Below are 24,110 nucleotides of genomic sequence, written 5' to 3' on the forward strand. Positions count from 1 at the left end.
CGATGTCGTCGAAGTGAATGGAGATGGACATGATGCGCCGTATCGTTCCGCTCGCTGCAGGACTTCTCGCGACGGTTTTTGTGGCAAGCGCGGCTCTCGCTGCCGACATCAATCTGCTCAACGTGTCGTATGATCCGACGCGCGAGCTTTATGCCGAATTCAACAAGGCGTTCGCGAACGCCTATCAGAAGGAAACCGGCAAGAGCGTCGAGGTCAAGCAGTCGCATGGTGGTAGCGGTTCGCAGGCGCGCGCGGTGATCGACGGATTGCAGGCCGATGTGGTGACGCTCGCGCTCGCCTACGACATCGACGCGATCGCCGGCAAGGGCCTCACGGCGACGGACTGGCAGAAGCGGTTGCCGCAGAATGCGTCACCCTACACCTCCACCATCGTGTTCCTGGTGCGCAAGGGTAATCCCAAGGCGATCAAGGATTGGGACGATCTGATCAAGCCGGGCGTTGCCGTGATCACGCCGAACCCGAAGACGTCGGGCGGCGCGCGCTGGAATTATCTGGCGGCCTGGGGCTTTGCGCAGAAGAAATACGGCTCCGCCGACAAGGCCAAGGATTTCATCGGAAAGCTCTACCAGCAGGTGCCGGTGCTCGATACCGGCGCGCGCGGCGCCACCGTGACCTTCGTCGAGCGCGGCGTCGGCGACGTGCTGCTGGCCTGGGAGAATGAGGCGTTTCTCGCCCTGAAGGAATTCGGCCGGGAGAAATTCGAGATCGTGGCGCCGCCGCAATCCATCCTCGCCGAGCCGCCGGTCGCGATCGTCGACAAGGTTGCCGATAAAAAAGGCACCCGCAATGCCGCCGATGCCTACCTCCAGTACTGGTACACCAAGGAGGGGCAGGAGATCGCCGCGCGCAACTTCTACCGCCCGCGCGATGCCGACATTGCCAAAAAATACGAAAATGCCTTCGCAAAGGTCGAACTATTCACGATCGACGACGTTTTCGGTGGTTGGACCAAGGCACAGAAGGAACATTTTGCCGACGGCGGCATCTTTGACCAGATCTATAAGAACTGATCTGGCGCTGTCTTAATGGGCTTTAGCAGGGGGCCTGGTGAGCGCACTCGCAGCACGACGCCGGACATTGCCGGGCTTCGGTCTCACCATGGGACTGACGCTTTCCTGGCTGTCGATCATCATCCTGATTCCGCTCGCCGGGCTGTTCCTGAAATCGCTCGAGCTCAGCCCCGAGCAATTCTGGAACATCCTCTCCAGCCGCCGCACCCTGAATGCCCTCAGGGTTTCCTTTGGCCTTGCGTTCGCGGCGGCCTGCGTCAACCTCGTCATGGGCAGCATCATCGTCTGGGCGCTGGTGCGCTACCGCTTCCCCGGCCGGCGGCTGTTCGACGCCATCGTCGACGTGCCCTTCGCGCTGCCGACGGCGGTCGCCGGCGTCGCGCTGACTGCGCTGTTCGCCGAGAAGGGCTGGCTCGGGGCACCGCTCGCGGCGCTCGGCATCAAGGTGGCCTTCACGCCGGTCGGCATCTTCGTCGCCATGATCTTCATCGGCATTCCCTTCGTGGTGCGCACGGTGCAGCCGGTGCTGCAGGATCTCGACCCCGAGATCGAGGAAGCCGCGGGAAGCCTGGGCGCCAGCCGCTGGCAGACCATCATCCGCGTGATCCTGCCTTCGCTGGCGCCGGCGCTGCTCACCGGACTCGCGCTCGCCTTTGCCCGCGCGGTCGGTGAATACGGCTCGGTGATCTTCATCGCCGGCAATCTGCCGAATGTCTCCGAGATCGCGCCGCTCTTGATCGTGATCCGGCTGTCCGAGTTCCGCTACGCCGACGCGACCGCCATCGCGGTGGTCATGCTCGTCGTCTCCTTCGTCATCATTTTCGCCGTCAACCGGCTCCAGCGCTGGGCGCGGAGCCGGATTCCGGCGCGCTGAGGAGGATGCGATGACGATGCAGATCGCAGACTCCGTGTCGCTCTCGGCTCCCGACGCCAAGGCACGTGCGAGGGCCCGGGCGCATGCGGCGGCGGCGCAAGACAATCTCCGCACCGAGCCGCGCGCGGTGCGCATCATCATCATCGCGCTGGCGATCATCTTTCTTTCCGTCTTCGTCGTGCTGCCGCTGGTGGTGGTGTTCGCGCAGGCGTTCTCGAAGGGAATCCTCGCCTATCTCTCCGCGCTCGCCGAGCCCGAGGCGCTGGCTGCGATCAAGCTGACGTTGATCGTCGCGGCGATCTCGGTCGGCCTCAACCTTGTCTTCGGTCTCGTCGCCGCCTGGGCGATTGCAAAATTCGATTTCCCGGGCAAGACCTTCCTGGTCACGCTGATCGACCTGCCGTTCTCGGTGAGCCCGGTGATCTCCGGCCTTGTCTTCGTGCTGCTGTTCGGCGCACAGGGCTATTTCGGCAGCTGGCTTAGGGACCACGACATCCAGATCCTGTTCGCCGTGCCCGGCATCGCGCTCGCCACCACCTTCGTGACGTTCCCGTTCGTCGCACGCGCGCTGATCCCCCTGATGCAGGAGCAGGGCACGCAGGAGGAGGAGGCTGCGGTTTCGCTCGGCGCCTCCGGCTTGCAGACCTTCTTCCGCGTCACGTTGCCCAACATCAAATGGGGCGTGCTCTACGGCGTCCTGCTCTGCAATGCGCGCGCGATGGGTGAGTTCGGCGCGGTCTCCGTCGTCTCCGGCCACATCCGAGGCGAGACCAACACGATGCCGCTGCTGGTCGAGATCCTCTACAACGAATACCAGTTCGTCGCCGCCTTCGCGATCGCCTCGCTGCTGGCGATGCTGGCGCTGATCACGCTGATCGCAAAGACGGTTCTCGAACGTCACCTCGACGAAGGACACGACGCCAGTGACCATTGAAGTCAAGAATCTCGCCAAGAAGTTCGGCAGTTTTGCCGCCCTCGACGGCGTCGACCTCAAGGTCGACAATGGAGAATTGCTGGCGCTGCTCGGTCCATCAGGCTCCGGCAAGACCACCTTGCTCCGGATCATCGCAGGCCTCGACTGGCCTGATTCCGGCGAGGTCACCTTCAATGGCGAGGACGCGCTGGCGCAGGGCGCGCGCGAGCGGCATGTCGGTTTCGTATTCCAGCACTACGCGCTGTTCCGCCACATGACCGTGTTCGAGAACGTCGCCTTCGGCCTGCGCGTGCAGCCGCGTGCGGTCCGCAAGGACGAGGCCGCGATCCGGGCCCGGGTGAAAGAGCTGCTCGATCTCGTGCAGCTCGACTGGCTCGCCGATCGTTATCCGAGCCAGCTTTCCGGCGGCCAGCGCCAGCGCATTGCGCTCGCCCGCGCGCTCGCGATCGAGCCGCGAATCCTGCTGCTCGACGAGCCCTTCGGCGCGCTCGATGCCAAGGTGCGGAAAGAGCTGCGCCGATGGTTGCGCTCGCTGCATCATGAGATCAACGTCACCTCGATCTTCGTCACCCACGACCAGGAGGAAGCGCTCGAAGTCGCCAACCGCGTCGTCGTCATGGACAAGGGCAGGATCGAGCAGATCGGTTCGCCCGATGACGTCTATGAAAGCCCGGCAAGCGCGTTCGTCCACGGCTTCATCGGTGAATCCATCGAGCTGCCGGTCCAGGTCGAAGCTGGGGTGATCCGGCTCGGCGACCGGCCGCTTCGGCTCGCGGCGGACGGGCTTGCGCCTGGCGCGTCAAAACTGTTCGTGCGGCGACACGACATGCTGGTCGGGCCCCCCGGCAGCGGCGCCTTCGAGGGCGCGGTTCAGCACGTCCGCAATTTCGGTCCGGTGCAGCGCGCCGAGGTCGCATTGTCCGGCGGCGAGACCATCGAGATCGACGCTCCCCGCGACAAGGAACTGCGCGCCGGGGACACCATCGGCCTCGAGCCGCGCCGTTACCGGGTATTTGCGGGGTAGAAATTCCCGTCATTCCGGGATGGTCCGAAGGACCAGACCTCAGGTGCGCAATTGCGCACCATAGTTTAGTGCCGCGCACTGCCCCGGAATGACACCGAGCAGATTTTCATCAAAATTCACCTTTCAGCCACGGTTGGTATGCAACAACGGCCCCTCATTCGGAGGCTCCTACATGCGCGCTGCGGCCGCAATTCTCATCACTTTGCTGCTTGCCGGCTGTGCCGGCAACGAGGCACCGGTCCAGCAGCCGTCCATGTACGCCGATATGGCGGTCCCGGGCTCCAAGCTCGATGCGCAGGCGGCCGCGATCATGATCTCGCAATATCGCCAGAACAACGCGCTCGGCACCGTTGTCATCGATCCCGATCTGATGCGGCTCGCCGAATCCCAGTCCAAGGCCATGGCCGCCGCCAACAAGATGGATCACGACGTCCGCGCGCCGCTGGCCAAGCGCCTTGCCACCGGCGGCTATCCCGCCACCGTTGCCGTCGAGAACGTCTCGGCCGGCTATCATACGCTGGCGGAAGCGTTTTCCGGCTGGCGCGACTCGCCACCCCACCGCGCCAACATGCTCAAGGGCGGTGCCACAAAACTGGGCATCGCGGCAAGCTATGCTCCCGGCACCAAATACAAGGTGTTCTGGACCATGATCCTGGCCTCGACCGAGCCCCGATAAGCCAGACTTGATCTCGGGATGCATTGACGCCGCGGCAGAGGGTCGCCACGGTGGCTCGCCTTTTGCTATTGTTCCTGCATGACAGATCGTAGCCCGGAATCCGCCAGCATCCCCGCGAATGCGCAGCGCGTCCTTGTCCTTCAGGGCGGCGGCGCGCTTGGCTCCTACCAGGCCGGCGCCTATCAGGCGCTGTGCGGCCACGGTTTCGAGCCGGAATGGGTCGCCGGCATCTCGATCGGTGCGGTCAACGCCGCCATCATCGCCGGCAACGAGGGCCCGACGCGCGTCAAGCGGCTCAAGGAATTCTGGGAGATGGTCTCCGCGCCGGTGCCGTGGAAACCGATCGGCAAGAGCGACCACAGCCGCGAGCTGTTCAATTCGACCAGTGCCGCGCTGATTGCGACCTTCGGCGTGCCCGGCTTCTTCACGCCGCGGATTCCACCGGCGCCGCTCTGGCCGCCCGGCAGCCCGCAGGCCGAGAGCTATTACGACACCGCGCCGCTGAAAAAGACGCTGGAGCGTCTGGTCGATTTCGACCGCATCAACGATTTGAAGACGCGCCTGTCGGTCGGCGCGGTCGGCGTCACCTCCGGCAACTTCAAATATTTCGACAATTACCAGTTCAGGAAGCTCGGCAAGACCATCGGCCCCGAGCACATCATGGCCTCCGGTGCGCTGCCGCCCGGCTTTCCCTCCGTGATGATCGAGGGCGAGCATTATTGGGACGGCGGCATCGCCTCCAACACGCCGCTCGACTACGTGCTCGATGCCGAGGTCGATCGCGACATGCTGATCTTCCAGGTCGACCTGTTTTCCGCGCGCGGCGATCTGCCGACCTCGCTGCTGGAGGCCGCCGAGCGCGAGAAGGACATCCGCTATTCCAGCCGCACGCGGATGAACACCGACAAGAACAAGCAGATCCACAACGCCCGCAGGGCCGTGCGCGACCTGATCGGAAAATTGCCGGATTATCTGAAGAACGACCCGTCCGTCGAATTCCTGGCGAAGGTGTCGCGCGAGAGCACGGTCACGGTGGTGCATCTGATCTACCGCAGCAAGAACTACGAATCCTCGTCCAAGGATTACGACTTCTCGCACGTCGCCATGGTCGAGCATTGGGAGGCCGGCGTGCGCGACGTGCATCTGTCGATGCGCCACAAGGACTGGCTCGAGCGGCCGCAGTCCGGCGAGACCATGGTGACCTACGATCTCACGGGGGACGTCACCGCACCCCCGCCAAAAAGGAGCGAATGATTATGGGTAGTCTGTCAGGCAAGAATGCCGTCGTGACCGGATCCACCAGCGGCATCGGGCTCGCCTACGCACGTGCCTTCGCCGCCGCCGGCGCCAATGTCGTCATCAACGGCTTCGGCTCCCCGGAGGATATCGAGAAGGAGCGCGCCAAGATCGAACAGGACTTCAAGGTGAAGGCGATCTATTCGCCCGCCGACATGACCAAGCCGGCCGAGATCGCCGGCATGATCGCACTCGGCGAGAAGACTTTTGGTTCTGTCAACATCCTCGTCAACAATGCCGGCATTCAGTTCGTCTCGCCGATCGAGGAGTTCCCGCTCGAGAAGTGGGACCAGATCATCGCCATCAACCTGTCCTCGGCCTTTCATGCCATCCGCGCAGCGGTGCCAGGCATGAAGAAGAAGGGCTGGGGCCGCATCATCAACACGGCCTCCGCGCATTCCCTGGTCGCCTCGCCCTTCAAGTCGGCCTACGTCTCGGCCAAGCACGGCATCGCCGGTCTCACCAAGACCGTGGCGCTGGAGGTCGCGACCCACAAGATCACCTGCAACTGCATCAGCCCCGGCTACGTCTGGACCCCGCTGGTGGAGCGGCAGATCCCCGACACGATGAAGGCACGCAATCTCACGCGCGAGCAGGTCATCAACGACGTCCTGCTCGATGCGCAGCCGACCAAGGAGTTCGTGACGTCCGAGCAGGTCGCGGCACTGGCGCTGTTCCTGTGCGGCGATGATGCCGCCCAGATCACCGGCACCAATCTCTCGATCGACGGCGGCTGGACGGCGGAGTAGGGGTCTTCGGAACGAGGAGCCGTAGAAGCCGTAGGGTGGGCAAAGCGAAAGCGTGCCCACCACCTCTGAATGGTGGGCACGGCGCAACTGCGCCTTTGCCCACCCTACGAGACTGAGAACCAGGCGGCCGCGTCCCGCTCAATGCGTCCAGGCCAGCGCCGTCACGAACGCCGACGACAGGTTCAATTCCGCAAACATGATCTTGCCGGCGACCACGAACAGCACGCTGGCAAGCGTCAGCCGCAGCACCGTCTCGGGCACCCGCGTCGCGCTGTAACTGCCGACGATGATGCCGGGCAGCGAGCCCATCAGCAGCACGCCCATCAGCGCCCAATCCACGTCGCCGAGCGCCCAGTGCCCGATGCCGGCGACCAGCGTCAGCGGCACCGCATGGGCGATGTCGGAGCCGACGATGGTTGCCATGGGCAGGCGAGGGTAGAGCAGCAGCAGCACGGTCACGCCGACCGCACCGGCGCCCACCGACGAAATCGACACCAGCACGCCGAGCACGATGCCGGTGACGACGGTGGCAATCGCGGTGGTGCGCTCGTCGACCTGCTCGAGCCGGCCGCGATAGCGCTCCATGATGGATTTGCGGAAGATCAGCGAGGTCGCGGTCAGCAGCAGGGCGAAGCACAGCACCAGATTGACCAGGCTGCGCTCGGAATCGCTTCTGAGGTCGAGCTTCCACAGCACCAGCAGCGTCACTGCGCTCGCCGGAATGCTGCCGCAGGCGAGCCGCAGCACCGCGGGCCAGTGCACGCTGCGCGACCAGCCATGCACCACGCTGCCGCCGGCCTTGGTGGCGGCGGCATAGAGCAGATCGGTGCCGACCGCGGTGGAGGGATGAACACCGAACAGCAGGATCAGCAGCGGCGTCATCAAGGAACCGCCGCCCACGCCGGTCATCCCGACGAGCAGGCCGACGCCGAAACCGGAGGCGACGTAGAGTGGATCGATCATGTCTGGAGAATCTTAGGTTGATCTCGTCGGTTGGGCAATACGACGTAGAATAAACTTTCCCTGGGGCGCAACCGCTTGGGCAGAATAAGAAAAATTGTACTGCGCGTCGGAAATGGAGAGGTGTTTCCGGTTGTTCCCAGGCGCGCCGCGAAACACTCGTTCCCCAAGGGGAGCGAGCAATGGCGGCGCTCTGTAGTACCTATTTACCAAACGCCAGCACGTGCAGCCCCAGCCGCTGCCGCACGATCCAGAACAGCAGCACCGTCTCGAAGGTAAGCGAGATCGAGGTCGCGGCCGCGGCGCCGTGGCCGCCGTAGCGCGGCACCAGTGCGACGCAGAGCATGAGGTTCATCACGAAGGCCGATGCATAAGCGAGCGCACAGATCTTCTGCTGGCCGAGCATGTTGAGCAGCCGCTCGACCGGTCCGATCGCAGAGCGCACCACGAGCCCGATCGCCGCGACGAACATGATGTCGTAGCCGACCACGAATTGCGGCCCGAACAGCCAGAGTAGCGGCTTGCCGAGCGCGAGCAGCACGATGGTCGCCGCCAGCGATGGCCAGAACGTCCAGTTGATCGCATGTGTCACATAGGCCGACAGGCGTGTCTTGTCGCCGCTTGCGTTGTATTCGGCGAAGCGGTGCGCCGTCGTCGCCGACATCGCGTAGTGGATGAACGAGACCAGCGCCAGCGTCTTCACCACCGCGAAGTAGACGCCGACCTCGTCGGAGGGGCGAAATTGCTGCAGCACCAGCACGTCGGTATAGGACAAGAGCAGGTAGAAGCTTTCGACCAGCAGGATCGGCAGCGAGACGGCGAGCCAGCCGCCGATGTCATAGGTCTTGGGGCCGGGCGCGACATGGCCGGCGAGCTTGCGGTTCAGCACCACCATCTGCCCGGTCATCGCGATCCACACTGCACCGGCGCTCGCAACCATCGCGGCGACGGCGCCGAGATGATAGCCGAGCAGAAAGGCGATAGCCGTAATTCCGATGATCAGCCCCTGGCGGATGATGAATTGCGGCATCAGGCCGAGCTGCATCCAGTCATGCGAGCGCGCGATGCCGTCCTGGGTGTTGGCGACGACGAAGGCGGGCAGCGTCATGCAGCCGATATAGAGCGGCAGCTCCTCGGCCGGGTCGATCCAGGGCGACAGCAGCCTGACGACGCCGGCGAGGGCGAGCGAGACCAGCGTGGACACCGCAAAGGTCAGCCAGCGGCTGCCGGAGAGAAAGCCGCGCAGCAACGCCTGCTCGCCGCTGGCGCGATACTCTGGAATGATCTTCTGCGCCGAGGCCGAGATGCCGAAATCCATCATGCTGCCGAGCAGCAGCACCCAGGTCCAGACATAGACGTAGATGCCGTAGTCGGACGTTCCCATCCAGCGTGCGAGCAGCACCTGTGAGACATAGGCAAGGCCTGCACTGATGACGCGGATGATGAAGATGGTGCCGGCCAGCCGCCGCGTCAGCGATGCCTCGCTCGAGCCGCCCGTCAGCCTGGCCCGCAGCCGCGCGATCAGCCCGGCCGGTCCGGTCGTTGCGGGTGGTGCATCCATCACGGCCACGAAAAGTCCCCGGTCTTCCGCATGCCGCAGGCTTGCTGCGGTGGCCCTGGGGCTTAGCAACCATTCGTTAAGATTCGGTTGGGTGGCGTTCCATACTCGGTGTCGTCCCGGACGAGCTGACCGGCACTCACTCCAAATTCGTATTGAACTCGTACGACTTCTCCGGGCCGACCAGCGTGAACTTCAGCGCTGCGCCATCGGGCTTGGCGCCCGGCGGCAAGCCGTCGAGCTCGAACGAAAAACGCTTCACGCCAGCCGGGCTGTCCTTGACCGGCGCCGGAATCGGCAGCGCCCAGTCGGGCGTCGGACCCTCCACGAACAGATTGACGTTGCGCGGGTCCGGCGTCACCACGTCGACCACCACATTCTTGGGTCCGTCGCGCTTGACGTCGCGGATGGTGAGGGGATTGGGATCGCCGATATTGGCGGGCTTGGGCACGGTATCGAGTGCCGCACGCAGATTGGCATCCTCGGTCGAGGCCACGCTGTTGAAGCCGAGCTCGGCACTGGCCTCGACCGGAATGCAGAGTTTTTCGCACACCGCGTAATTGATCTCTGCGCGCAGGGTCACGGGCTTGTCGGCCGCCTTGGCGACGATGCGCAGGGGGAGCACGATCTGGTTGTGATAGCCGATCGAATGGCCGCCGGCGCCGTCGTCGAATTTCAGCGGCGCAGGCCACATCACCGTCACCGCCTCGACATTGTCGGATTTGGAAAAATCGAACCGCGGCGGGACGCCGGAATCGCCGGGGGAGCGCCAATAGGTCTTCCACCCCTGCTGGAGCTGGATGGCGATACCGCCGAGCAGGACGGCGCCGCTGCGCGATCCCGCCAATAGCCGCACCGCGGAATGTCCGTCGCGCTGCCACGGCGAAGCGTCATCGGCACGGGCTACGATGGCCAGCGACGACGCAAAAAGGGTTGTCGCGACGCCAATCGCCGCACGCAGGGGAACTCTTGTGAGCATAGCACGTCTTTACAGGGTCGCCCTGAGGCAAACCATTGAATTGCTTGTGATGGATGCACTGGAATTGCGTCTCTGCAAGCCTTGATTTGACAGCAGCCCGGCCCGACATCAGGATAGGAATTGAAACCGGAGTGCTTAACCGATGGCTCCCACAGGCAAGAGGACGGGCGAAAGCACCCGCAGCGCGGGACCCATGCTCCCTAATTCGGCCGGTTATCTCGACGGCCGGCTCTTGATCGCGATGCCCGTGATGGGCGATTCCCGCTTCGAACGCTCGGTGATCTATCTCTGCGCCCATTCGGCGGAGGGAGCGATGGGCATCATCGTGAACCACCCGGCCGGCAGCATCGACTTCCCCGAGCTCTTGGAGCAACTCGGCATCATCAAGAAGGGCGAGCACATCAAGCTGCCCGAGAATGCCGAAAGCATGAAAGTGCTGCGCGGCGGTCCGGTCGATACCGGGCGTGGCTTCGTGCTGCATTCCAGCGACTTCTACATCGAGAACGCGACGCTGCGGATCGACGACGGCGTCTGCCTCACCGCGACCGTCGACATCCTGCGCGCGATCGCCAACGGTTCCGGCCCCAAGCACGCCATTCTCGCGCTCGGCTATGCCGGCTGGGCACCCGGCCAGCTCGAGACCGAGATCCAGAGCAACGGCTGGCTGCATTGCGATGCGGATGCGGATCTGATCTTCGGTGACGACGTCGACGACAAGTACGGACGCGCCCTGCGCAAGATCGGCATCGATCCCGGCATGCTCTCGAACGAAGCGGGACACGCGTAGGTGCTTTAGTCGTTACCGCGACATACTCCGCGGTGGTGCCTCATCCTCCGCTGTCGTCCCGGACAAGCGCGCCTCAAGCGCGCGTAGATCCGGGACCCATACTCCCAGGGTGATGTTTAAGGCAGGCCGGTCACTCCGAGTCTTCGCCAAACCACGTTTTGTGGCTGGGTCCCGGATTTTCGCTTCGCTCGTCCGGGACGACAGCGGAGATTGCCGCGCTACTCCGCCGCCTGCTGCTGCACCGTGGGCTCCGTCCCCGCCACCGTCGCGCGGCGCATGTCGCGAGGCTGCGACTGGTCGTAGCGGCGGACGCGGTGCATGGTCTGGCGGTTGTCCCACATCACGAGGTCATGCAGCTTCCATTTGTGGACGTAGACGAATTCGGGCTGCGTGGCGTGCTCGTTGAGATCGCGCAGCAGGAGGCGTCCCTCCGGCACGCTCATGCCAACGATCTTGCCGGCATGGGATGACAGATACAGCGACTTGCGGTGATGCACGGGATGCGTCCGCACCAGCCTTTGCAGCACCGGCTTGAACATCTCCTTCTCCTCGTCCGTGTATTCGGTGAAGCCGAGCGATCCCCGCGAATACATCAGCGAGTGCTCGCAGACGAGATCGTCGATCTCCGCCTTGGTGTCGTCGTCGAGCGCATCATAGGCGGCGCGCATGTCGGCGAATTCGGTGTTGCCGCCCTTGGGGTTCACCACGCGCGCCGACAACAGCGAGAACTTTGCAGGGATAGGCCGGAACGAGCTGTCGGAGTGCCACAGGCAATTGCCGAGGTTGAACAGATTGGCGCGGCTGTCCTTCGGCAGCGGCTTGCCGTCCTTGCCGAGATTCGAAACATCGTTCAAGCCCGAGTTGAGGCGGTGTTCGCTGGCCTTGGTAATGTTGCCACCACGCGCATCCTCACGCTGACCAAAGTTCAGCGCAAAAGCCATCTGCTGCTCGTCGGTGATGTCCTGGTCGTGGAAAACCAGCACGGCGTATTTGTCCATGGCGGCCTCGACCTCGCGCGCCTCGACCTCGGTGAGGGGCTTTCGCAAATCGAGGCCGGAAACCTCGCCGGCAAAGTGCTTCTGAAGCTGCCGGATGGCGATCGTCATGGCGTTCTCTCCCGCATGTGCGAGCGGTTGGTCCCGCTCTGTCGGCGAAAAAGCTACTCCCGCACTCGCCGTTGTCAACGCTCGGCGCGCATGGCTCTCACGCATTCCGTGCCATCAACCCGCCGTCGACCGGGATCACCGCGCCGGTGAGGAAGGATGCCGCCGGCAGGCACAGGCTCAGCGTCATATGCGCGACCTCTTCAGGGTCGCCGTAGCGGCCAAGCGCGGTGCGACGCTTGGCATAGATCGTCTTGTGCTCCTCCGAGATGCGGTCGGTGATCCCAGTGCGGATCGGGCCCGGGCAGATGCAATTGACGGTGATGCCCTCGCGGCCGAGCTCGACGGCGAGCGAGCGCGTGAGGCTCGCCACGCCGCCCTTCGCTGCCGAATAGGGGCTGTGCAATGCGGTGGCGCCGAGCGCCTCGGTCGAGGCGATGTTGACGATGCGCGGGCTCTTCGATTTGCGCAGGTAAGGCAGTGCGGCGCGGATGATGCGCGGATGCGCCGTCAGCATCACGGCGATGCCCCTGGCCCAGGCGTCCTCATAGGCCTCGTCGTCGATCGCGACGCGTACGGAGATGCCGGCATTGTTGACGACGATATCGAGCCCGCCGAAATGTGCCGCGACATCATTCACCACGCGCCTGATCTCGGTGCCATCGGCAACGTCGAGCTTCCAGGCTTTTGCCGAACCGCCGCTCGCCGCGATCTGCTCCGCGACGGCGAGCGCGCCTTGCTCGTCATAGTCGGTGACGGCAACGTTCGCGCCCTCCGCGGCGAACAATTGCGCGGTGGCGCGTCCCATGCCGCTGGCCGCGCCGGTGACGAGAACGGTCAGGCCCTTCACGGACCGGCTGAGCCGTTTGAACTCGGACATGCTGTTTCCTCGCGCCCTGCTTGTTCTTGTTATGATTGACAAGGCTGGCATCGATCCGCAGACAGGTCAAACAAGCAAGACAAAAGGGGAGGCCGCGATGGCGAACGAGCTCGATTTCTCAGGCAGGCAGGTGCTGGTGGTCGGTGGTTCCAGCGGTATCGGCAACGGCATCGCGCAAGCGTTTCGCACGAGGGGCGCGCATGTCGCGGTCTGCGGCACGCGTGCGCAGCCAAAGGATTATTCGATCGAGGAAGGTTCTGATCTCACGGGCCTGTCTTACGCGCAGCTCGACGTCAGCAACCCCACTGCGATCGAAGCGTTCAAGCCGTCCTTCGATCGGCTCGACGTGCTCGTGCTGGCGCAAGGCGCGGTGCTCTATCGCCGCAGCGAGTTCGAGATGAGCGGTTTCCGCAAGGTGGTCGAGGTCAATTTGATGAGCCTGATGGCCTGTGCCACGCGATTTCATTCCATGTTGCGGGATTCGAAGGGGTCGCTGATCATGGTGTCCTCGACCGCGGCCTATCATTCCACCATGGGCAATCCCGCCTATAACGCCTCGAAGACCGGTGCGGTCGGATTGACGCGGACACTGGGCGAGGCCTGGGCCGAGGACGGCATCCGCGTCAACGGTATCGCGCCGGGGCTCGTCGACACCAAGATGACGAAGGTGACGACCGACAATCCCAAGCGGCTCGAAGGTGCATTGTCACGCATTCCATTGCGGCGCCTGGGCACGCCGGCCGACATGGCGGGCGCAGCCCTGTTCCTGGCCTCGCCGCTGTCGTCCTATATCGTCGGACAGACGCTGGTCGTCGATGGCGGGCTCATCCTTTAGCTGGCCCGTAGCCCGGATTACGCTGCGCTCCATCCGGGCTACACACTTTCGTAGGAGCTACACTTTCGCAAACACTTGGAACTGGGCCGCGCCTGATCGGTTACTTCGGCTGACCACCGAGGAGGATCATCATGGACACGGATCGGATTGTTGGATCGGCCAAGGAATATGCCGGACGCGCGGAAGGCGCGATCGGAGACATGGCAGGCGATGCGAAGACGCAGGCGTCGGGCAAGGCGCGGGAAGCCGCGGGCACGGTGCAGAATCTCTACGGCCAGGCCAAGGATGCCGTGCGCGAGGCCGGCGAGACTGCGGCTGACTACGCCAAGGACGCCTACGACAACAGCGGCGAAACTCTTCGCGATGGCACGCAAGCATTGTCGAAGAAGGTGCAGGACAATCCGCTCGGCGCGCTGCTGGTCGCCGGCGGCATCGGTTTCGCGCTCGCGCTTCTGATGTCGCGTCCCGCACGCCGTCCGCCGCCGTCGCGCTGGCGCTATTAAGGCTAGTCGCCGAACGCCTATCACTCGTGCCCCGGACGCGATGCAGCCTAGGCGATGCGTAGCATCGTCCGGAAACGCTGCATCGCTAAGCCGGGGCCCATCTTTTGTGAATGCCGCACGAATTGGGTCCCGGCTCTGCGCCTCCTCACCAAGAGGCGCCGCGTCGCATCCGCGACACGAGACCTTACCTTACCGGAACATCTCGGCCGAGCGGCCGACGTTACCCGGCGGACGCGGGACCACGGGATTGGGATTCGGATTGCGCGGCCCGGGCGCCGGCGTCAGTTGACGCGGCGGCGGTGGCTGCGGAGAGCCGAAGCCGAAGAAATCGCGGAATGAGGGCGTAGCCTGTGCCGGTTGCTGCGGTGGGACCGGCGGCTTCTTCGGCGCAAGTTTCGGCGGGGCGATCGCGGCGGCGGCTCCCGGCGCGGTGGGATTGGTGACGCCGCCCTCAGGCGTTGTTGCGGCCATCGGCGTATCGCCCTTGGCCTGCTCGCGGCCGACTTCGCGGCGCGGCCAGGCATAATCGTCGGCGCGGCCGGCCGGAGCCGCCAGCGGCTCGCCCTTCACCATTGTCTTCGCAGCCAGCGCATCGACGGCGGCGGGACGCGAGCCCGGGCCGCCCAGCAACTGATCGGTCGAGATCGAGGCTGCAACCAGCGGCACGATCGGCCCCGCCAGCGGCCGCGGTGCGGGCTTGCCGGGCTCGGCGCTGGTGTCGGGCGTCGCCGGCTCGCTCGGCAGTGCGATCGGGCCGGAGCGTCCTGCCAGCAGACGCGTGATTTCGCGCTCGACATAATGCGCGAGCTTGCGCGCGCCGGGCTTTGTGAAGAAGACGCCGTCAGAGCTGCGGAGCTGACGGATCTGGCCTTCGAAGTCAGGACCCTTCTGGAGGAAGCGGCCGGCCTCGTCGACAAACCCGTCCCAGACGTCGACATAGGTAATGCCGGCCTTGGCCGCGCCTTCGCGATAGAGCGAATCCAGGAACAGCATGTCCGCCGTGCCCTTCTGCCCGCGGATGGCGGGAAGGCCGACCCACAGCACCGGCACGCCCTTGGCCTTGAGGACGCTGGCGAGCTCCTCGATCTTCTTGCCGTAGAGCTCGACCCAGCGGTCGTCACGGAATTCGTAGAGGCCGTTCGGATTGCGGGCCGTCTTTTCGGGCGCCGCCGCCGGCGCGTCGGCGTTGTCGGCGTCGTCCTGCGGCAGATCGGCATCGGCAGGCTTGTCGTCGGGCTTGGCGGCGGTGTCGTTGCCGGGCTTGGCGTCCCCCGGCTTCGCTGGCTGTTTGGCGCGCGCGCCCTTGTCGTTCTTCTTGTCCTTGTCTGCGGCGGCCTTGTCCGTCTTTTCGGCGACGGGCTCGCGGATCGCGCTGCGGTCGTTGAGGCCCAGCATGACGACGATCACGTCGGGCTTCTCGGTCTCGAGGATGCCCCTTGCAGCAGTCGTCCAATCCGCAGGCTCGCCGCGCGGCTGGTACTTGATCAGGCCGGACGTGGTCTTGTGCTTGCGGATCACGCCCATGTCGGGCTGCTCGGTGTAGGCGTCTTCCAGGCCATAGGCGAGCCAGTCGGCCATGGCGTCGCCGATCACCAGCACGTTCTTCTCAGGGATGGTGTCGCGCTTGGCTGGCGCCGGCGCGCGCGAAAAATCCTGGCGCGGCGCCTGCGGCTGTTGCTGCTGGAACGGCGCGAAGAAGTCGCCGCCGAACCAGCCGCCGCCTCCGCCGCCGCCCCGTTGTGGCGGCGGAGCCGAACGCTGCGGCGGGCCGCCGAAGCCCGGGAAGTTGAAGAACTGCGCAGAGGCAGGCCCGGCGACCGAGACCAGAATCGCAAGCGCCGTCCCCAGCGCGATCAGCGGGCCGGTCTCGGTCAGCGCCTTGAACAGGGACTTCGGCTTCGACATGCGATCTCGGGCCAGCGCAATGGGGATCGGAGGTAGCTCAATATAATAACGGAATCGGGCGCCAAACGGGCAAATTCCGTTGCAGATTCTTGGGCTCATACACCGGGGAACAGCCGCCTGCGTCAAGGCTGCCTGCCAAAATCCCAGTTCAGGGTTACTTTCGGCGCGATTTTACCGTCCGCGCAGCCGTTCCAGTGCGTCGGAGGAGGCAAAACCGTCCGCGGGCACTCCGATCGAGGCCTGGAAGTTGCGCAGGGCTTCCCGGGTCTGGCCGCCGAACTGGCCGTCCGGGGTGCCCTTGTAGAAGCCGCGCTGGGCCAGCAGTTGCTGCAGCTCCAGCCGCTCGGTGCGGGATAGCTCGCGTTCCTGCCGCGGCCAGGGCTGCACGAAGGGCTGCCCTCCGCGTAGGCGGTCGGCGAAATGACCGATCGCCAGCGCATAGGCCTCGGCCGGGTTGTACTTCATGATGACCCGGTAGTTCTGCAGCATCAGGAAGCCGGGCCCCTGCGCGCCGGCCGGCGCCAGCAGATAGGCCTTCTCCGCCGGATGCGGGAACGGCTGGCCCGTCGCCCGCTTCAGCCCGAGCTTCTCCCATTGCGCGATCGTCATCGCCTTGGCGCGGTCGGCCAGCATGTAGTTGAACCCTTGCGGCACCACGACCTCGAAGCCCCAGGTCTGGCCGGCCTGCCAGCCGTCTTTCTTGAGGTTGTTGGCGGTCGATGCAATCAGGTCGGTCGGATTGTCGACGACGTCGCGTCTGCCGTCGCCATCGCCGTCGACGGCAAAGCGCTTGAATGCAGTCGGCATGAACTGGGTCGGGCCGAACGCGCCGGCCCAGGAGCCGCGCATCTGCTCCGGCCTGAGGTCGCCGCGGTTGAGGATCTCCAGCGCGGAGAGGAACTCGTCCTTGAAATAGGCCTGGCGCCGGCCGATGCAGGCGAGCGTCGCGGTCGATTGCAGCACGCTGCGATCGCCCATCTGCGTCGAGTAATTGGACTCGATGCCCCAGATCGAGGCGATGATGTAGCGGTCGACGCCAGTGGCCTTTTCGGTGGCGTCGAACTGCGCCTTGTATTTGGCGAGGATCTCGCGGCCCTTGGCGAGGCGGTTGTCGTTCACCAGGATGTCGAGATAGTCCCAGATCGATTTTGTGAACTCCGGCTGCGAGTCCATCAGGTCCATGATGCGCAGATCGGGTGAGAGCCCGGCCGTGAAGCGCTGGAAGTTTTCCTGGGTGATGTTGCGCCGTGCGGCATCGGGCCACATCGCGGCAACGCAATTGCTGAAATTGCCGGCGGCCTCGCGGATCGCCGCGGCCGTCATCAGCGGATGGCCGGAAGCCCCGTCCTCGCCGCTCCAGGGCAAGGCGCCGCCGGGTCCCGGCGGGGCTTGCGAGGGCGCAGCATTGGGGCCGGAGAAGATGCCGCCGAACAGATTGGACAGGCCGTTCTGCGCCTGGGCGTGTGCGCTGACGGGCAGCAGCAGGACGGCCGCGATCATCGCCGCGCCGGTCACGGATCCCGCCCGTCTTGCCTGCCTAGCCACCAATCGCGTCATATCCCACCCATCGGCCTTCCAAGAATCTGCCATCAGGAGGCCCGGTTACGGTTGCCAATAGCTTAACAAAGGTGAAATTTTGGTGACGGCCTTTTTCTTAACTCTGCGCGGATGAGGCCCCACATCCGCCTTTGTTGGCGGCTGCAAACAGGCTAGCAAGATGCCATTGCTCCGTTCCCAGCCTCGTTCCCATGTGCCCCCAGGTATTCGAACAATCACATGAAAATTCGCAAAGCCGTATTCCCCGTCGCCGGCCTCGGCACCCGTGTCCTGCCCGCCACCAAGGCGATGCCGAAGGAAATGCTGACCATCGTCGACAAGCCGCTGATCCAGTACGTCTATGACGAGGCGAGGGAGGCCGGCATCGAGCACTTCATCTTCGTCACCGGCCGCAACAAGAACGTCATCGAAGATCACTTCGACCGGATGTTCGAGCTCGACGCGACGCTCAGCCAGCGCGGCAAGAAGGCCGAGCAGGAGATTTTGGCGCAGAACCAGCCCGAAGCCGGCGCCGTCAGCTTCACCCGCCAGCAGGCGCCGCTCGGCCTCGGCCACGCGGTCTGGTGCGCGCGCGACATCGTCGGCAACGAGCCGTTCGCCGTCGTGCTGCCCGACGAGCTCGTGCTCAACTCGCCCGGTTGCCTCAAGCAGATGATCGAGACGGCGTCCACGCTCGGCGAGAAATCCAACCTGGTCGCGGTCGAGGCGGTGCCCGACCATCTCACCCATCAATACGGCATCTGCGGCGTCGGCAAGCGCAGCGGCAAGATGTTCGAGGTCGACGGCATGGTCGAGAAGCCGGCCAAGGGCACCGCGCCCTCCAATCTCTCGATCACCGGCCGCTACATCCTGCAGCCTGAGATCTTCAAGATCCTCGAGACGCAGGAGCGCGGCGCCGGCGGCGAGATCCAGCTCACCGACGCCATGATCGGGCTCGCCAAATCGCAGAAATTCTACGGCGTCGAGTTCGAGGGCGAGCGCCATGATTGCGGCTCCAAGCCCGGCTTCCTCCGCGCCAACATCGCCTACGGCCTGAAGCGCCCGGAGCTGCGTGACGGGCTGATCGCGGAGATGAAGAAGTATCTGGGGCAGTAGTCGCCACAAGCTCCGCCGTCGTCCCCGCGAACGCGGGGACCCATACCGCGTGATCCATCGGTCGTGTTCGGTAGCAGTACCGAACGACGAGTCTTCGCCAAACAACTTCCTGTGGTTATGGGTCCCTGCGTTCGCAGGGACGACACCAATGGTGTGGTGGATTGCTTCGCTCGCAATGACGACGAGCGAACCCCTCACGCCACCAGCGACAGCTTCGGCAAGCTCGCAACCACCGACTGATTGCGTCCGCCCGCCTTCGCCGCATAGAGCGCCTTGTCGGCGGCGGCGACCAGGACCGGCCAGTCCATCCCGGCGGTGGGAACGAGGCTGGCGACGCCGCAGGACACCGTCAAGGTCACCTGCTCGTCGGACCAGCCCTGCACCTTGGTGCGGATCGCCTCGGCGACCTTGAAGGCGTCGATGGCTGAAGTATTCGGCAGCAGCACCGCGAACTCCTCGCCGCCATAGCGGGCGGCACAGTCGCCCGCGCGGCTCACCGAATCGGAAATGCAGATGGCGATGCCGACCAGCACCTGGTCGCCCGCCTGGTGGCCGAACGTGTCATTGTAGGCCTTGAAGTGATCGGCATCGATCATCAAGAGCGCGACCGGCGCCTTCTGCCGCATCGCGCGCCGCCATTCGACGTCGATGACGGTATCGAACTTGCGGCGGTTCTTCAGGCCGGTGAGCGCGTCCGTCGTCGCCATCTCCTCCAGCTTGCGCTCGGCCTCGGCGCGCCGGCCGATCTCGCGCGCGAGCACCAGCGTCGATCCCAGCACGAACAACGCAAGCGCCAGCACCACGGCGCCGATGCGAAACGCCTCCTTCTGCCAGAGCGCGAAGACCGCGGCCAGCGGCTTGCCCGCCACCACGAACAGCGGCCCGTTGTCGGCGCTGCGGACATAGAGCCGCGGCGTCGGATCGACCGGGCCCTTTCCCGAATAGGAGGCGCCGATCGGGAGATTGTCGGGCTTCCAGGCCCGCCGGTCGTTCAGGTTCGTACCGATGATGTCGAGATCGAACGGCCGACGCATCATGATGGTGCGGTCGCGCCTGAGCACGGTGATGGTGTCTTCGGGATCGAGGTTCAGTCGCTCGAACAATTCGTGGAAATAGCTGAAGCGGATCGAGCCGGCGACGACGCCGAGGAAACCGCCATCGGTATCGCTGATGCGACGGCTCAGCACGATTGCGTAGGCGCCGCGGAATAGCATCGGGCGGCTGATGAAGAGCCCGGCCTCGGGATTGTCGCGATGAACCCTGAAATACTCCTCCTCGCTCCGGTTCTCGGGGAGGGGATCGAGGGTGGACGCGTCGATGGCAAGCCTGCCCTCGGCGTCGAACACCTGGATGGCGCCGAAATGCCTCGCCGTCGTCGCATGATCGAACAGGATCAGGTGACGGATCGGCTTCGACACGGTCGCGAGCTCGGGCAGCAGCATGTTGCTGGCGACCGCCTTCAGCGACAGGTCGTAGATCTCGACGTTGCGGCTGACGTCGGACTGGATGGTGGTCGCGAGGTTCTCCAGCGTCTGGCGGGCGAGCGCCTCCTCGCCCCGGCGCATGTCGAGCATGACGTTGACGCAAATGGCGGAAAAGCCGATCACCGTCACCACGGACGAGATGATCAGCAGCTTCGCCGAAATCTGCCACGGCCGGCGGGCCATGACTTCGCGCCATCCAGACAGCATCGTTTGCTCCCGATCCCTTAGTGGATGCGCCCGAAATCTTGAGTAGTGTTTAAGGTGGAACAGCGCTGCCGTAGTGAGTTAAGAATCGGTTTACGCCGCTCACGGTTTTGGGCAGATCTCCTGCGAGCAGACCCGGTTTCGGACAAGAGGACGGATGTGAACGACTACGACGCGTTGCGCGACTATCTGCTGCGGCAGAAGCAGGCCGAATTCATCCTGAGCTTCGAACAGATCGAAGAGATCATCGGCGCGGCCCTGCCGCGCGCCGCCAATCGTGCCTCATGGTGGGACAGCCTGCGCAGCCCCGACATCCAGATGCCGCAACGCGAAGCCTGTCTTGCTGCCGGGTTCAAGGCGGTGCGGATGCCGGACGGCCAGAGCGTGCGGTTCACGAAGATGAAGAAGGACGGGCGGCGGTAGCGGCGCAGCACCCGGTCAGGTGGGTGAAGGTCTCTCCATATCCAACAGTATCGTAGGGTGGGCAAAGCGAAGCGTGCCCACGACTTCTGTCGCAGTGCTGGATGGATGGTGGGCACGGCGCAAGTGCGCCTTTGCCCACCCTACGACACTTGCTTCGCATTCGCGACGAGCGAGACGCACATTGATGTGCCCTCGCCCCTTGTGGGAGAGGGCAGCGACGCCAGTAGACACAGGCTCGCTTGGGTGAGGGGTCTCTCTCCAAGGTCTCGAGAGGAGAGAGACCCCTCATCCGGCGCTTCGCGCCACCTTCTCCCACAAGGGGAGAAGGGAAAAGAGAAGCCTAGCTCGCCGCTTCGAGCCGCACTTCGGTCAGCAGCCGCATCGCGGCGTCCGCGTCCATCGGCTCGCCGAAGGCAAAGCCTTGCGCGTATTCGCAGCCCATCTGGTAGAGCTCGACCGCGTCGGAATCGGTCTCGGCGCCTTCGGCCACAACGTCCATGCCGAGGTCGTGCGCAAGCGCGATGATCGACTTCAGGATCACCGGCCGTGTGCCGCGGTTGGTGGTGCGCACGAAGGACTGGTCGATCTTGATGGTGTCGAACGGGAAGCGCTGGAGATAGGCCAGTGACGAATGACCGGTGCCGAAATCGTCGAGCGAGAGCCCGGTGCCGAGCTCGCGGATCCGCGTCAGCATCTGCGCTGCGTGCTCCGGATTCTCCATCACCAGCGATTCCGTCAATTCCAGCTTGAGCGTGCCGCGCGCCACCGAGGAGCGCGACAGCACGGTGCGGATGTCGTGGATCAGATCGTGGCGCAGCAACTGCCGCGAGGAGACGTTGACCGAGGCGAAGATCGGCTCGCGCGAGCGCATCGCGCGCTGCCAGATCGAGAGCTGCTTGGCGGTCTGGTCCAGCACGAACATGCCGAGGTCGACGATCAGGCCGGTCTCTTCGGCGATGGTGATGAATTCCGAGGGCGCCATGCGGCCGAGCTTCGGGTGATCCCAGCGCACCAGCGCTTCGAAGCCGGCGACCGAACGATCCTCCAGCCGCACGATCGGCTGGTACAGGATCGTGAGCTCCTGCCGCTCGATGGCGCGGCGCAACTCGCTCTCCAGCGTCAGGCGATCGGTCTTCCGCGCGCGCATCGCGGGCTTGTAGACGTCGATGCGGTCGCCGCCGATGCGCTTGGAGTGATACATCGCAAGCTCGGCGTCCTTGATGATCTCGTCCGTGAGCTGAACCTGCGGATCAGAAAGCGCGAGACCGATCGACGCCGTGAGAAAAATCTCGCGGTCGTTGAAGGCGATCGGCGCGCGGATGGTCTTGCGGATGGTCTCGGCGAAGGCGGTGATGCGGGCGGGGTCCTGCTCCGAGAGCAGGATCAGGCCGAACTGGTCGCCGGCAAGCCGCGCCAGCGTGTCCTGCGGCTTCAGGATGCGGGTGAGGCGGCGGGCGAGGGTGAGCAGGATGGAATCGCCGACCGCGATGCCGACGGAATCGTTGACCTGCTTGAAGCGGTCGAGGTCGATCACCATCAGCGTCGGGCGCAGCGTCGGCATGGTCTTGGCGAAATGCGCGACCGCGCCCAGCCGGTCCATGAACAGTTTTCGATTGGGCAGGCCGGTGAGGTTGTCATGCACGGAATCGTGCAACAGGCGTTCCTCGGCGTTGCGTAGCTCGGTGACGTCGGTGAGCGTGCCGACCACGCGCGAGACCTCGCCGTCCGAGCCGACCACCGGGCGTGCCTTCAGCGCGAACCACATGAAATGGCCGTCGGGGGTGCGCAGGCGGAAATCCTGCACCAGGCGGCCGCGGCGCTGGTCGAGCACGCTGTCGAGCGCGGCGCGGAAACGGTCCTGGTCCAGCGGGTGCAGCACCTCGAGCCACGAGGCGGCCGGGCCTTCGAGCGTGCCGCGCTTGAGGCCGAGCAGGGCTTCGGTCTCGGGGCTCGTAAAAACCTTGTCGGCGGAAACGTCCCAGTCCCAGATCAGATCGCCGGAGCCGGCCAGCGCCAGGGCGCGGCGCTCGATGTCGGAGACGACGCCGGTGGTGGCGCCGCCGCCGGCAAAGGCGTGCTGCATCACCGTGAAGCCGATCAGCATCACGATCAGCACGAGGCCGCCGAGCAGGGCCGGGCCGACGATGTCGTTGGTCACGGAACCCGCGACCGTCATGCCAGCCGCGACCACCCAGACCACCAGCAGGAACCAGGTCGGGATCAAAAGCACCGCGCGGTCGAAGCCGTGGGTGGAGAGATAGACAATCAGCGCGAAGCCCGCGAAGGCGATCAGCACCAGCGAAATGCGCGCGATGCCGGAGGCCACCGCGGGGTCGAACAGGGCCAGCGCCACCAGCGAGCCCAGGAACGCGAGCCAGCCCACCGTGATGTGCGAATAGCGCACGTGCCAACGGCTGAGATTGAGATAGGCGAACAGAAACACCAAGAGCGTGGCCGCCAGGATCGCTTCACCCGCCGCGCGCCAGATGCGCTCGGCGTTGTTCGACATGTCGAGCACCTTGCCCCAGAAGCCGAAATCGACGCCGATATAGACCAGCACCGCCCAGGCCAGCGCCGCGGCGGCCGGGAACATGATGCTGCCCTTCACCACGAACAGAATGGTCAGCACCAGCGCCAGCAGGCCCGAGATGCCGATCACGATGCCCTGGTACAGCGTGAACGAGTTGACCTTGTCCTTGTAGGCTTCCGGCTCCCACAGATAGAGCTGCGGCAGCTTGTCGGTGCGCAGCTCCGCGACGAAGGTGATGACGGCGCCGGGGTCGAGCGTGACGCGGAAGACGTCGGCGGTCGGGCTTTCCTGTCGCTCCGGCCGGTCGCCGGTGGAGGGCGTGATGGTCGCAATGCGCGACAGGCCGAGGTCGGGCCACAACAGCCCCGAGGAAACGATACGGTAATGCGGCGCGACGATCAGGCGGTCGAGCTGGTCGTCGGTGTTGTTGGCGAGCGCGAACACCACCCAGTTCTGTCCGCCCTCGCGGGCGCGCACTTCGATGCGGCGGACGATGCCGTCGGTGCCGGGCGCGGTGGAGACCTGGATGCGGTCGGCATCGCTGCGCTGATGCTCGAGCACGCCGGTGAGGTCGATCGCGGGCGCGTCACTGCGGACGCTGACGGCGTCGAGCGCGCGCGCGGGATACGCGGCGACAAGAATCATGAGGCCCAGCGCGATGGGCGCGAGGCACCTGATCAGACGCAAGGCCAGTTCTCCGCGTTCGACGCAAACTCTTCAGTG

21 protein-coding genes are annotated in these 24,110 nt (G+C 64.9%); 12 read left to right on the forward strand and 9 right to left on the reverse strand.

Annotation, left to right across the window (positions count from 1 at the left end):
• Nucleotides 1-29: 29 nt before the first annotated feature.
• The 7 genes from GGD65_RS35560 to GGD65_RS35590 all read left to right on the forward strand — a co-directional run bounded on the left by GGD65_RS35560 (nt 30) and on the right by GGD65_RS35590 (nt 6,584).
• Nucleotides 30-1,031: a sulfate ABC transporter substrate-binding protein gene (locus GGD65_RS35560; protein WP_183238238.1), complete on the forward strand. Its 1,002-nt coding sequence runs from the start codon at nt 30-32 to the stop codon at nt 1,029-1,031.
• A gap of 88 nt (nt 1,032-1,119) precedes the next feature.
• Nucleotides 1,120-1,905 carry a sulfate ABC transporter permease subunit CysT gene (cysT, locus tag GGD65_RS35565; RefSeq protein WP_038950061.1) on the forward strand — a complete coding sequence of 262 codons (786 nt, stop codon included), beginning with the start codon at nt 1,120-1,122 and terminating at the stop codon, nt 1,903-1,905.
• A 10-nt stretch (nt 1,906-1,915) separates the two neighbouring features.
• Nucleotides 1,916-2,839 carry a sulfate ABC transporter permease subunit CysW gene (cysW, locus tag GGD65_RS35570; RefSeq protein WP_179738104.1) on the forward strand — a complete coding sequence of 308 codons (924 nt, stop codon included), beginning with the start codon at nt 1,916-1,918 and terminating at the stop codon, nt 2,837-2,839.
• Nucleotides 2,829-3,863 (forward strand): sulfate/molybdate ABC transporter ATP-binding protein, encoded by a 1,035-nt coding sequence (locus GGD65_RS35575; RefSeq protein WP_183238239.1) that lies wholly within the window; start codon nt 2,829-2,831, stop codon nt 3,861-3,863. Before cysW ends, GGD65_RS35575 begins: the two co-directional genes overlap by 11 nt.
• A gap of 172 nt (nt 3,864-4,035) precedes the next feature.
• Nucleotides 4,036-4,539: a CAP domain-containing protein gene (locus tag GGD65_RS35580; RefSeq protein ID WP_183238240.1), complete on the forward strand. Its 504-nt coding sequence runs from the start codon at nt 4,036-4,038 to the stop codon at nt 4,537-4,539.
• A 78-nt stretch (nt 4,540-4,617) separates the two neighbouring features.
• Entirely contained in the window at nt 4,618-5,793 is a 1,176-nt protein-coding gene (locus tag GGD65_RS35585; RefSeq protein ID WP_183238241.1) for a patatin-like phospholipase family protein, read from the forward strand.
• 2 nt (nt 5,794-5,795) lie between these two features.
• Nucleotides 5,796-6,584: a 3-hydroxybutyrate dehydrogenase gene (locus GGD65_RS35590; RefSeq protein WP_183238242.1), complete on the forward strand. Its 789-nt coding sequence runs from the start codon at nt 5,796-5,798 to the stop codon at nt 6,582-6,584.
• Between the two features lie 138 nt (nt 6,585-6,722).
• On the opposite strand, the gene GGD65_RS35595 is transcribed toward GGD65_RS35590, so the two are convergent.
• From GGD65_RS35595 to GGD65_RS35605, 3 genes are all read right to left on the reverse strand, one after another.
• Nucleotides 6,723-7,547: a sulfite exporter TauE/SafE family protein gene (locus GGD65_RS35595; RefSeq protein WP_018318736.1), complete on the reverse strand. Its 825-nt coding sequence runs from the start codon at nt 7,545-7,547 to the stop codon at nt 6,723-6,725.
• A gap of 199 nt (nt 7,548-7,746) precedes the next feature.
• Nucleotides 7,747-9,114, reverse strand: a complete 1,368-nt coding sequence (locus tag GGD65_RS35600; RefSeq protein ID WP_409362780.1) for a flippase — start codon at nt 9,112-9,114, stop codon at nt 7,747-7,749.
• Between the two features lie 127 nt (nt 9,115-9,241).
• The gene (locus GGD65_RS35605; protein WP_092254447.1) at nt 9,242-10,081 is read right to left on the reverse strand and encodes a protein-disulfide reductase DsbD domain-containing protein; all 840 of its coding nucleotides are present in this window, start codon (nt 10,079-10,081) and stop codon (nt 9,242-9,244) included.
• A gap of 142 nt (nt 10,082-10,223) precedes the next feature.
• Between GGD65_RS35605 and GGD65_RS35610 the strand changes: the two genes are divergently transcribed.
• Nucleotides 10,224-10,868, forward strand: coding sequence for a YqgE/AlgH family protein (locus GGD65_RS35610; protein WP_018318733.1), 645 nt, complete (start codon nt 10,224-10,226; stop codon nt 10,866-10,868).
• Nucleotides 10,869-11,086: 218 nt separating this feature from the next.
• On the opposite strand, the gene GGD65_RS35615 is transcribed toward GGD65_RS35610, so the two are convergent.
• Together GGD65_RS35615 and GGD65_RS35620 are read right to left on the reverse strand one after the other, a co-directional pair.
• Entirely contained in the window at nt 11,087-11,974 is an 888-nt protein-coding gene (locus tag GGD65_RS35615; RefSeq protein WP_018318732.1) for a TauD/TfdA family dioxygenase, read from the reverse strand.
• 97 nt (nt 11,975-12,071) lie between these two features.
• A complete protein-coding gene (locus GGD65_RS35620; protein ID WP_183238243.1) occupies nt 12,072-12,851 on the reverse strand; it encodes an SDR family NAD(P)-dependent oxidoreductase in 780 nt (259 codons plus the stop codon).
• A gap of 97 nt (nt 12,852-12,948) precedes the next feature.
• On the opposite strand from GGD65_RS35620, the gene GGD65_RS35625 reads away from it, so the two are divergent.
• Together GGD65_RS35625 and GGD65_RS35630 are read left to right on the forward strand one after the other, a co-directional pair.
• Nucleotides 12,949-13,686: an SDR family NAD(P)-dependent oxidoreductase gene (locus tag GGD65_RS35625; RefSeq protein WP_183238244.1), complete on the forward strand. Its 738-nt coding sequence runs from the start codon at nt 12,949-12,951 to the stop codon at nt 13,684-13,686.
• Between the two features lie 131 nt (nt 13,687-13,817).
• The gene (locus GGD65_RS35630; RefSeq protein ID WP_018318729.1) at nt 13,818-14,189 is read left to right on the forward strand and encodes a CsbD family protein; all 372 of its coding nucleotides are present in this window, start codon (nt 13,818-13,820) and stop codon (nt 14,187-14,189) included.
• Nucleotides 14,190-14,378: 189 nt separating this feature from the next.
• Here GGD65_RS35630 and GGD65_RS35635 read toward each other — a convergent pair whose 3' ends face one another.
• Complete coding sequence (locus tag GGD65_RS35635; RefSeq protein WP_183238245.1) at nt 14,379-16,094, reverse strand: SGNH family hydrolase; 1,716 nt, start codon at nt 16,092-16,094, stop codon at nt 14,379-14,381.
• Nucleotides 16,095-16,265: 171 nt separating this feature from the next.
• On the reverse strand, nt 16,266-17,651 hold the full coding sequence (locus tag GGD65_RS35640) for a lytic murein transglycosylase (RefSeq protein ID WP_183238246.1): 1,386 nt from the start codon (nt 17,649-17,651) through the stop codon (nt 16,266-16,268).
• A gap of 219 nt (nt 17,652-17,870) precedes the next feature.
• On the opposite strand from GGD65_RS35640, the gene galU reads away from it, so the two are divergent.
• Nucleotides 17,871-18,746 (forward strand): UTP--glucose-1-phosphate uridylyltransferase GalU, encoded by an 876-nt coding sequence (galU, locus tag GGD65_RS35645; protein WP_018318726.1) that lies wholly within the window; start codon nt 17,871-17,873, stop codon nt 18,744-18,746.
• Nucleotides 18,747-18,940: 194 nt separating this feature from the next.
• Here the strand turns inward: galU and GGD65_RS35650 are convergent, their stop codons facing one another.
• On the reverse strand, nt 18,941-20,437 hold the full coding sequence (locus tag GGD65_RS35650) for a diguanylate cyclase (protein ID WP_179738127.1): 1,497 nt from the start codon (nt 20,435-20,437) through the stop codon (nt 18,941-18,943).
• 156 nt (nt 20,438-20,593) lie between these two features.
• On the opposite strand from GGD65_RS35650, the gene GGD65_RS35655 reads away from it, so the two are divergent.
• Nucleotides 20,594-20,857, forward strand: a complete 264-nt coding sequence (locus tag GGD65_RS35655; protein ID WP_183238247.1) for a hypothetical protein — start codon at nt 20,594-20,596, stop codon at nt 20,855-20,857.
• A 340-nt stretch (nt 20,858-21,197) separates the two neighbouring features.
• Here GGD65_RS35655 and GGD65_RS35660 read toward each other — a convergent pair whose 3' ends face one another.
• Entirely contained in the window at nt 21,198-24,074 is a 2,877-nt protein-coding gene (locus GGD65_RS35660) for an EAL domain-containing protein (protein ID WP_018318723.1), read from the reverse strand.
• Nucleotides 24,075-24,110: the final 36 nt, after the last annotated feature.

It is taken from the genome of Bradyrhizobium sp. CIR18 (genome assembly GCF_014198295.1).
Lineage (GTDB): Bacteria > Pseudomonadota > Alphaproteobacteria > Rhizobiales > Xanthobacteraceae > Bradyrhizobium.

What these genes read in the sequence shown, in the direction of transcription:
- GGD65_RS35560 (WP_183238238.1), top strand. Translation starts at nt 30, where the DNA reads ATGATGCGCCGTATCGTTCCGCTCGCTGCAGGACTTCTCGCGACGGTT.
- cysT (WP_038950061.1), top strand. Translation starts at nt 1,120, where the DNA reads ATGGGACTGACGCTTTCCTGGCTGTCGATCATCATCCTGATTCCGCTC.
- cysW (WP_179738104.1), top strand. Translation starts at nt 1,916, where the DNA reads ATGACGATGCAGATCGCAGACTCCGTGTCGCTCTCGGCTCCCGACGCC.
- GGD65_RS35580 (WP_183238240.1), top strand. Translation starts at nt 4,036, where the DNA reads ATGCGCGCTGCGGCCGCAATTCTCATCACTTTGCTGCTTGCCGGCTGT.
- GGD65_RS35585 (WP_183238241.1), top strand. Translation starts at nt 4,618, where the DNA reads ATGACAGATCGTAGCCCGGAATCCGCCAGCATCCCCGCGAATGCGCAG.
- GGD65_RS35590 (WP_183238242.1), top strand. Translation starts at nt 5,796, where the DNA reads ATGGGTAGTCTGTCAGGCAAGAATGCCGTCGTGACCGGATCCACCAGC.
- GGD65_RS35595 (WP_018318736.1), bottom strand. Translation starts at nt 7,547, where the DNA reads ATGATCGATCCACTCTACGTCGCCTCCGGTTTCGGCGTCGGCCTGCTC.
- GGD65_RS35605 (WP_092254447.1), bottom strand. Translation starts at nt 10,081, where the DNA reads ATGCTCACAAGAGTTCCCCTGCGTGCGGCGATTGGCGTCGCGACAACC.
- GGD65_RS35610 (WP_018318733.1), top strand. Translation starts at nt 10,224, where the DNA reads ATGGCTCCCACAGGCAAGAGGACGGGCGAAAGCACCCGCAGCGCGGGA.
- GGD65_RS35615 (WP_018318732.1), bottom strand. Translation starts at nt 11,974, where the DNA reads ATGACGATCGCCATCCGGCAGCTTCAGAAGCACTTTGCCGGCGAGGTT.
- GGD65_RS35620 (WP_183238243.1), bottom strand. Translation starts at nt 12,851, where the DNA reads ATGTCCGAGTTCAAACGGCTCAGCCGGTCCGTGAAGGGCCTGACCGTT.
- GGD65_RS35625 (WP_183238244.1), top strand. Translation starts at nt 12,949, where the DNA reads ATGGCGAACGAGCTCGATTTCTCAGGCAGGCAGGTGCTGGTGGTCGGT.
- GGD65_RS35630 (WP_018318729.1), top strand. Translation starts at nt 13,818, where the DNA reads ATGGACACGGATCGGATTGTTGGATCGGCCAAGGAATATGCCGGACGC.
- GGD65_RS35635 (WP_183238245.1), bottom strand. Translation starts at nt 16,094, where the DNA reads ATGTCGAAGCCGAAGTCCCTGTTCAAGGCGCTGACCGAGACCGGCCCG.
- GGD65_RS35640 (WP_183238246.1), bottom strand. Translation starts at nt 17,651, where the DNA reads ATGACGCGATTGGTGGCTAGGCAGGCAAGACGGGCGGGATCCGTGACC.
- galU (WP_018318726.1), top strand. Translation starts at nt 17,871, where the DNA reads ATGAAAATTCGCAAAGCCGTATTCCCCGTCGCCGGCCTCGGCACCCGT.
- GGD65_RS35650 (WP_179738127.1), bottom strand. Translation starts at nt 20,437, where the DNA reads ATGCTGTCTGGATGGCGCGAAGTCATGGCCCGCCGGCCGTGGCAGATT.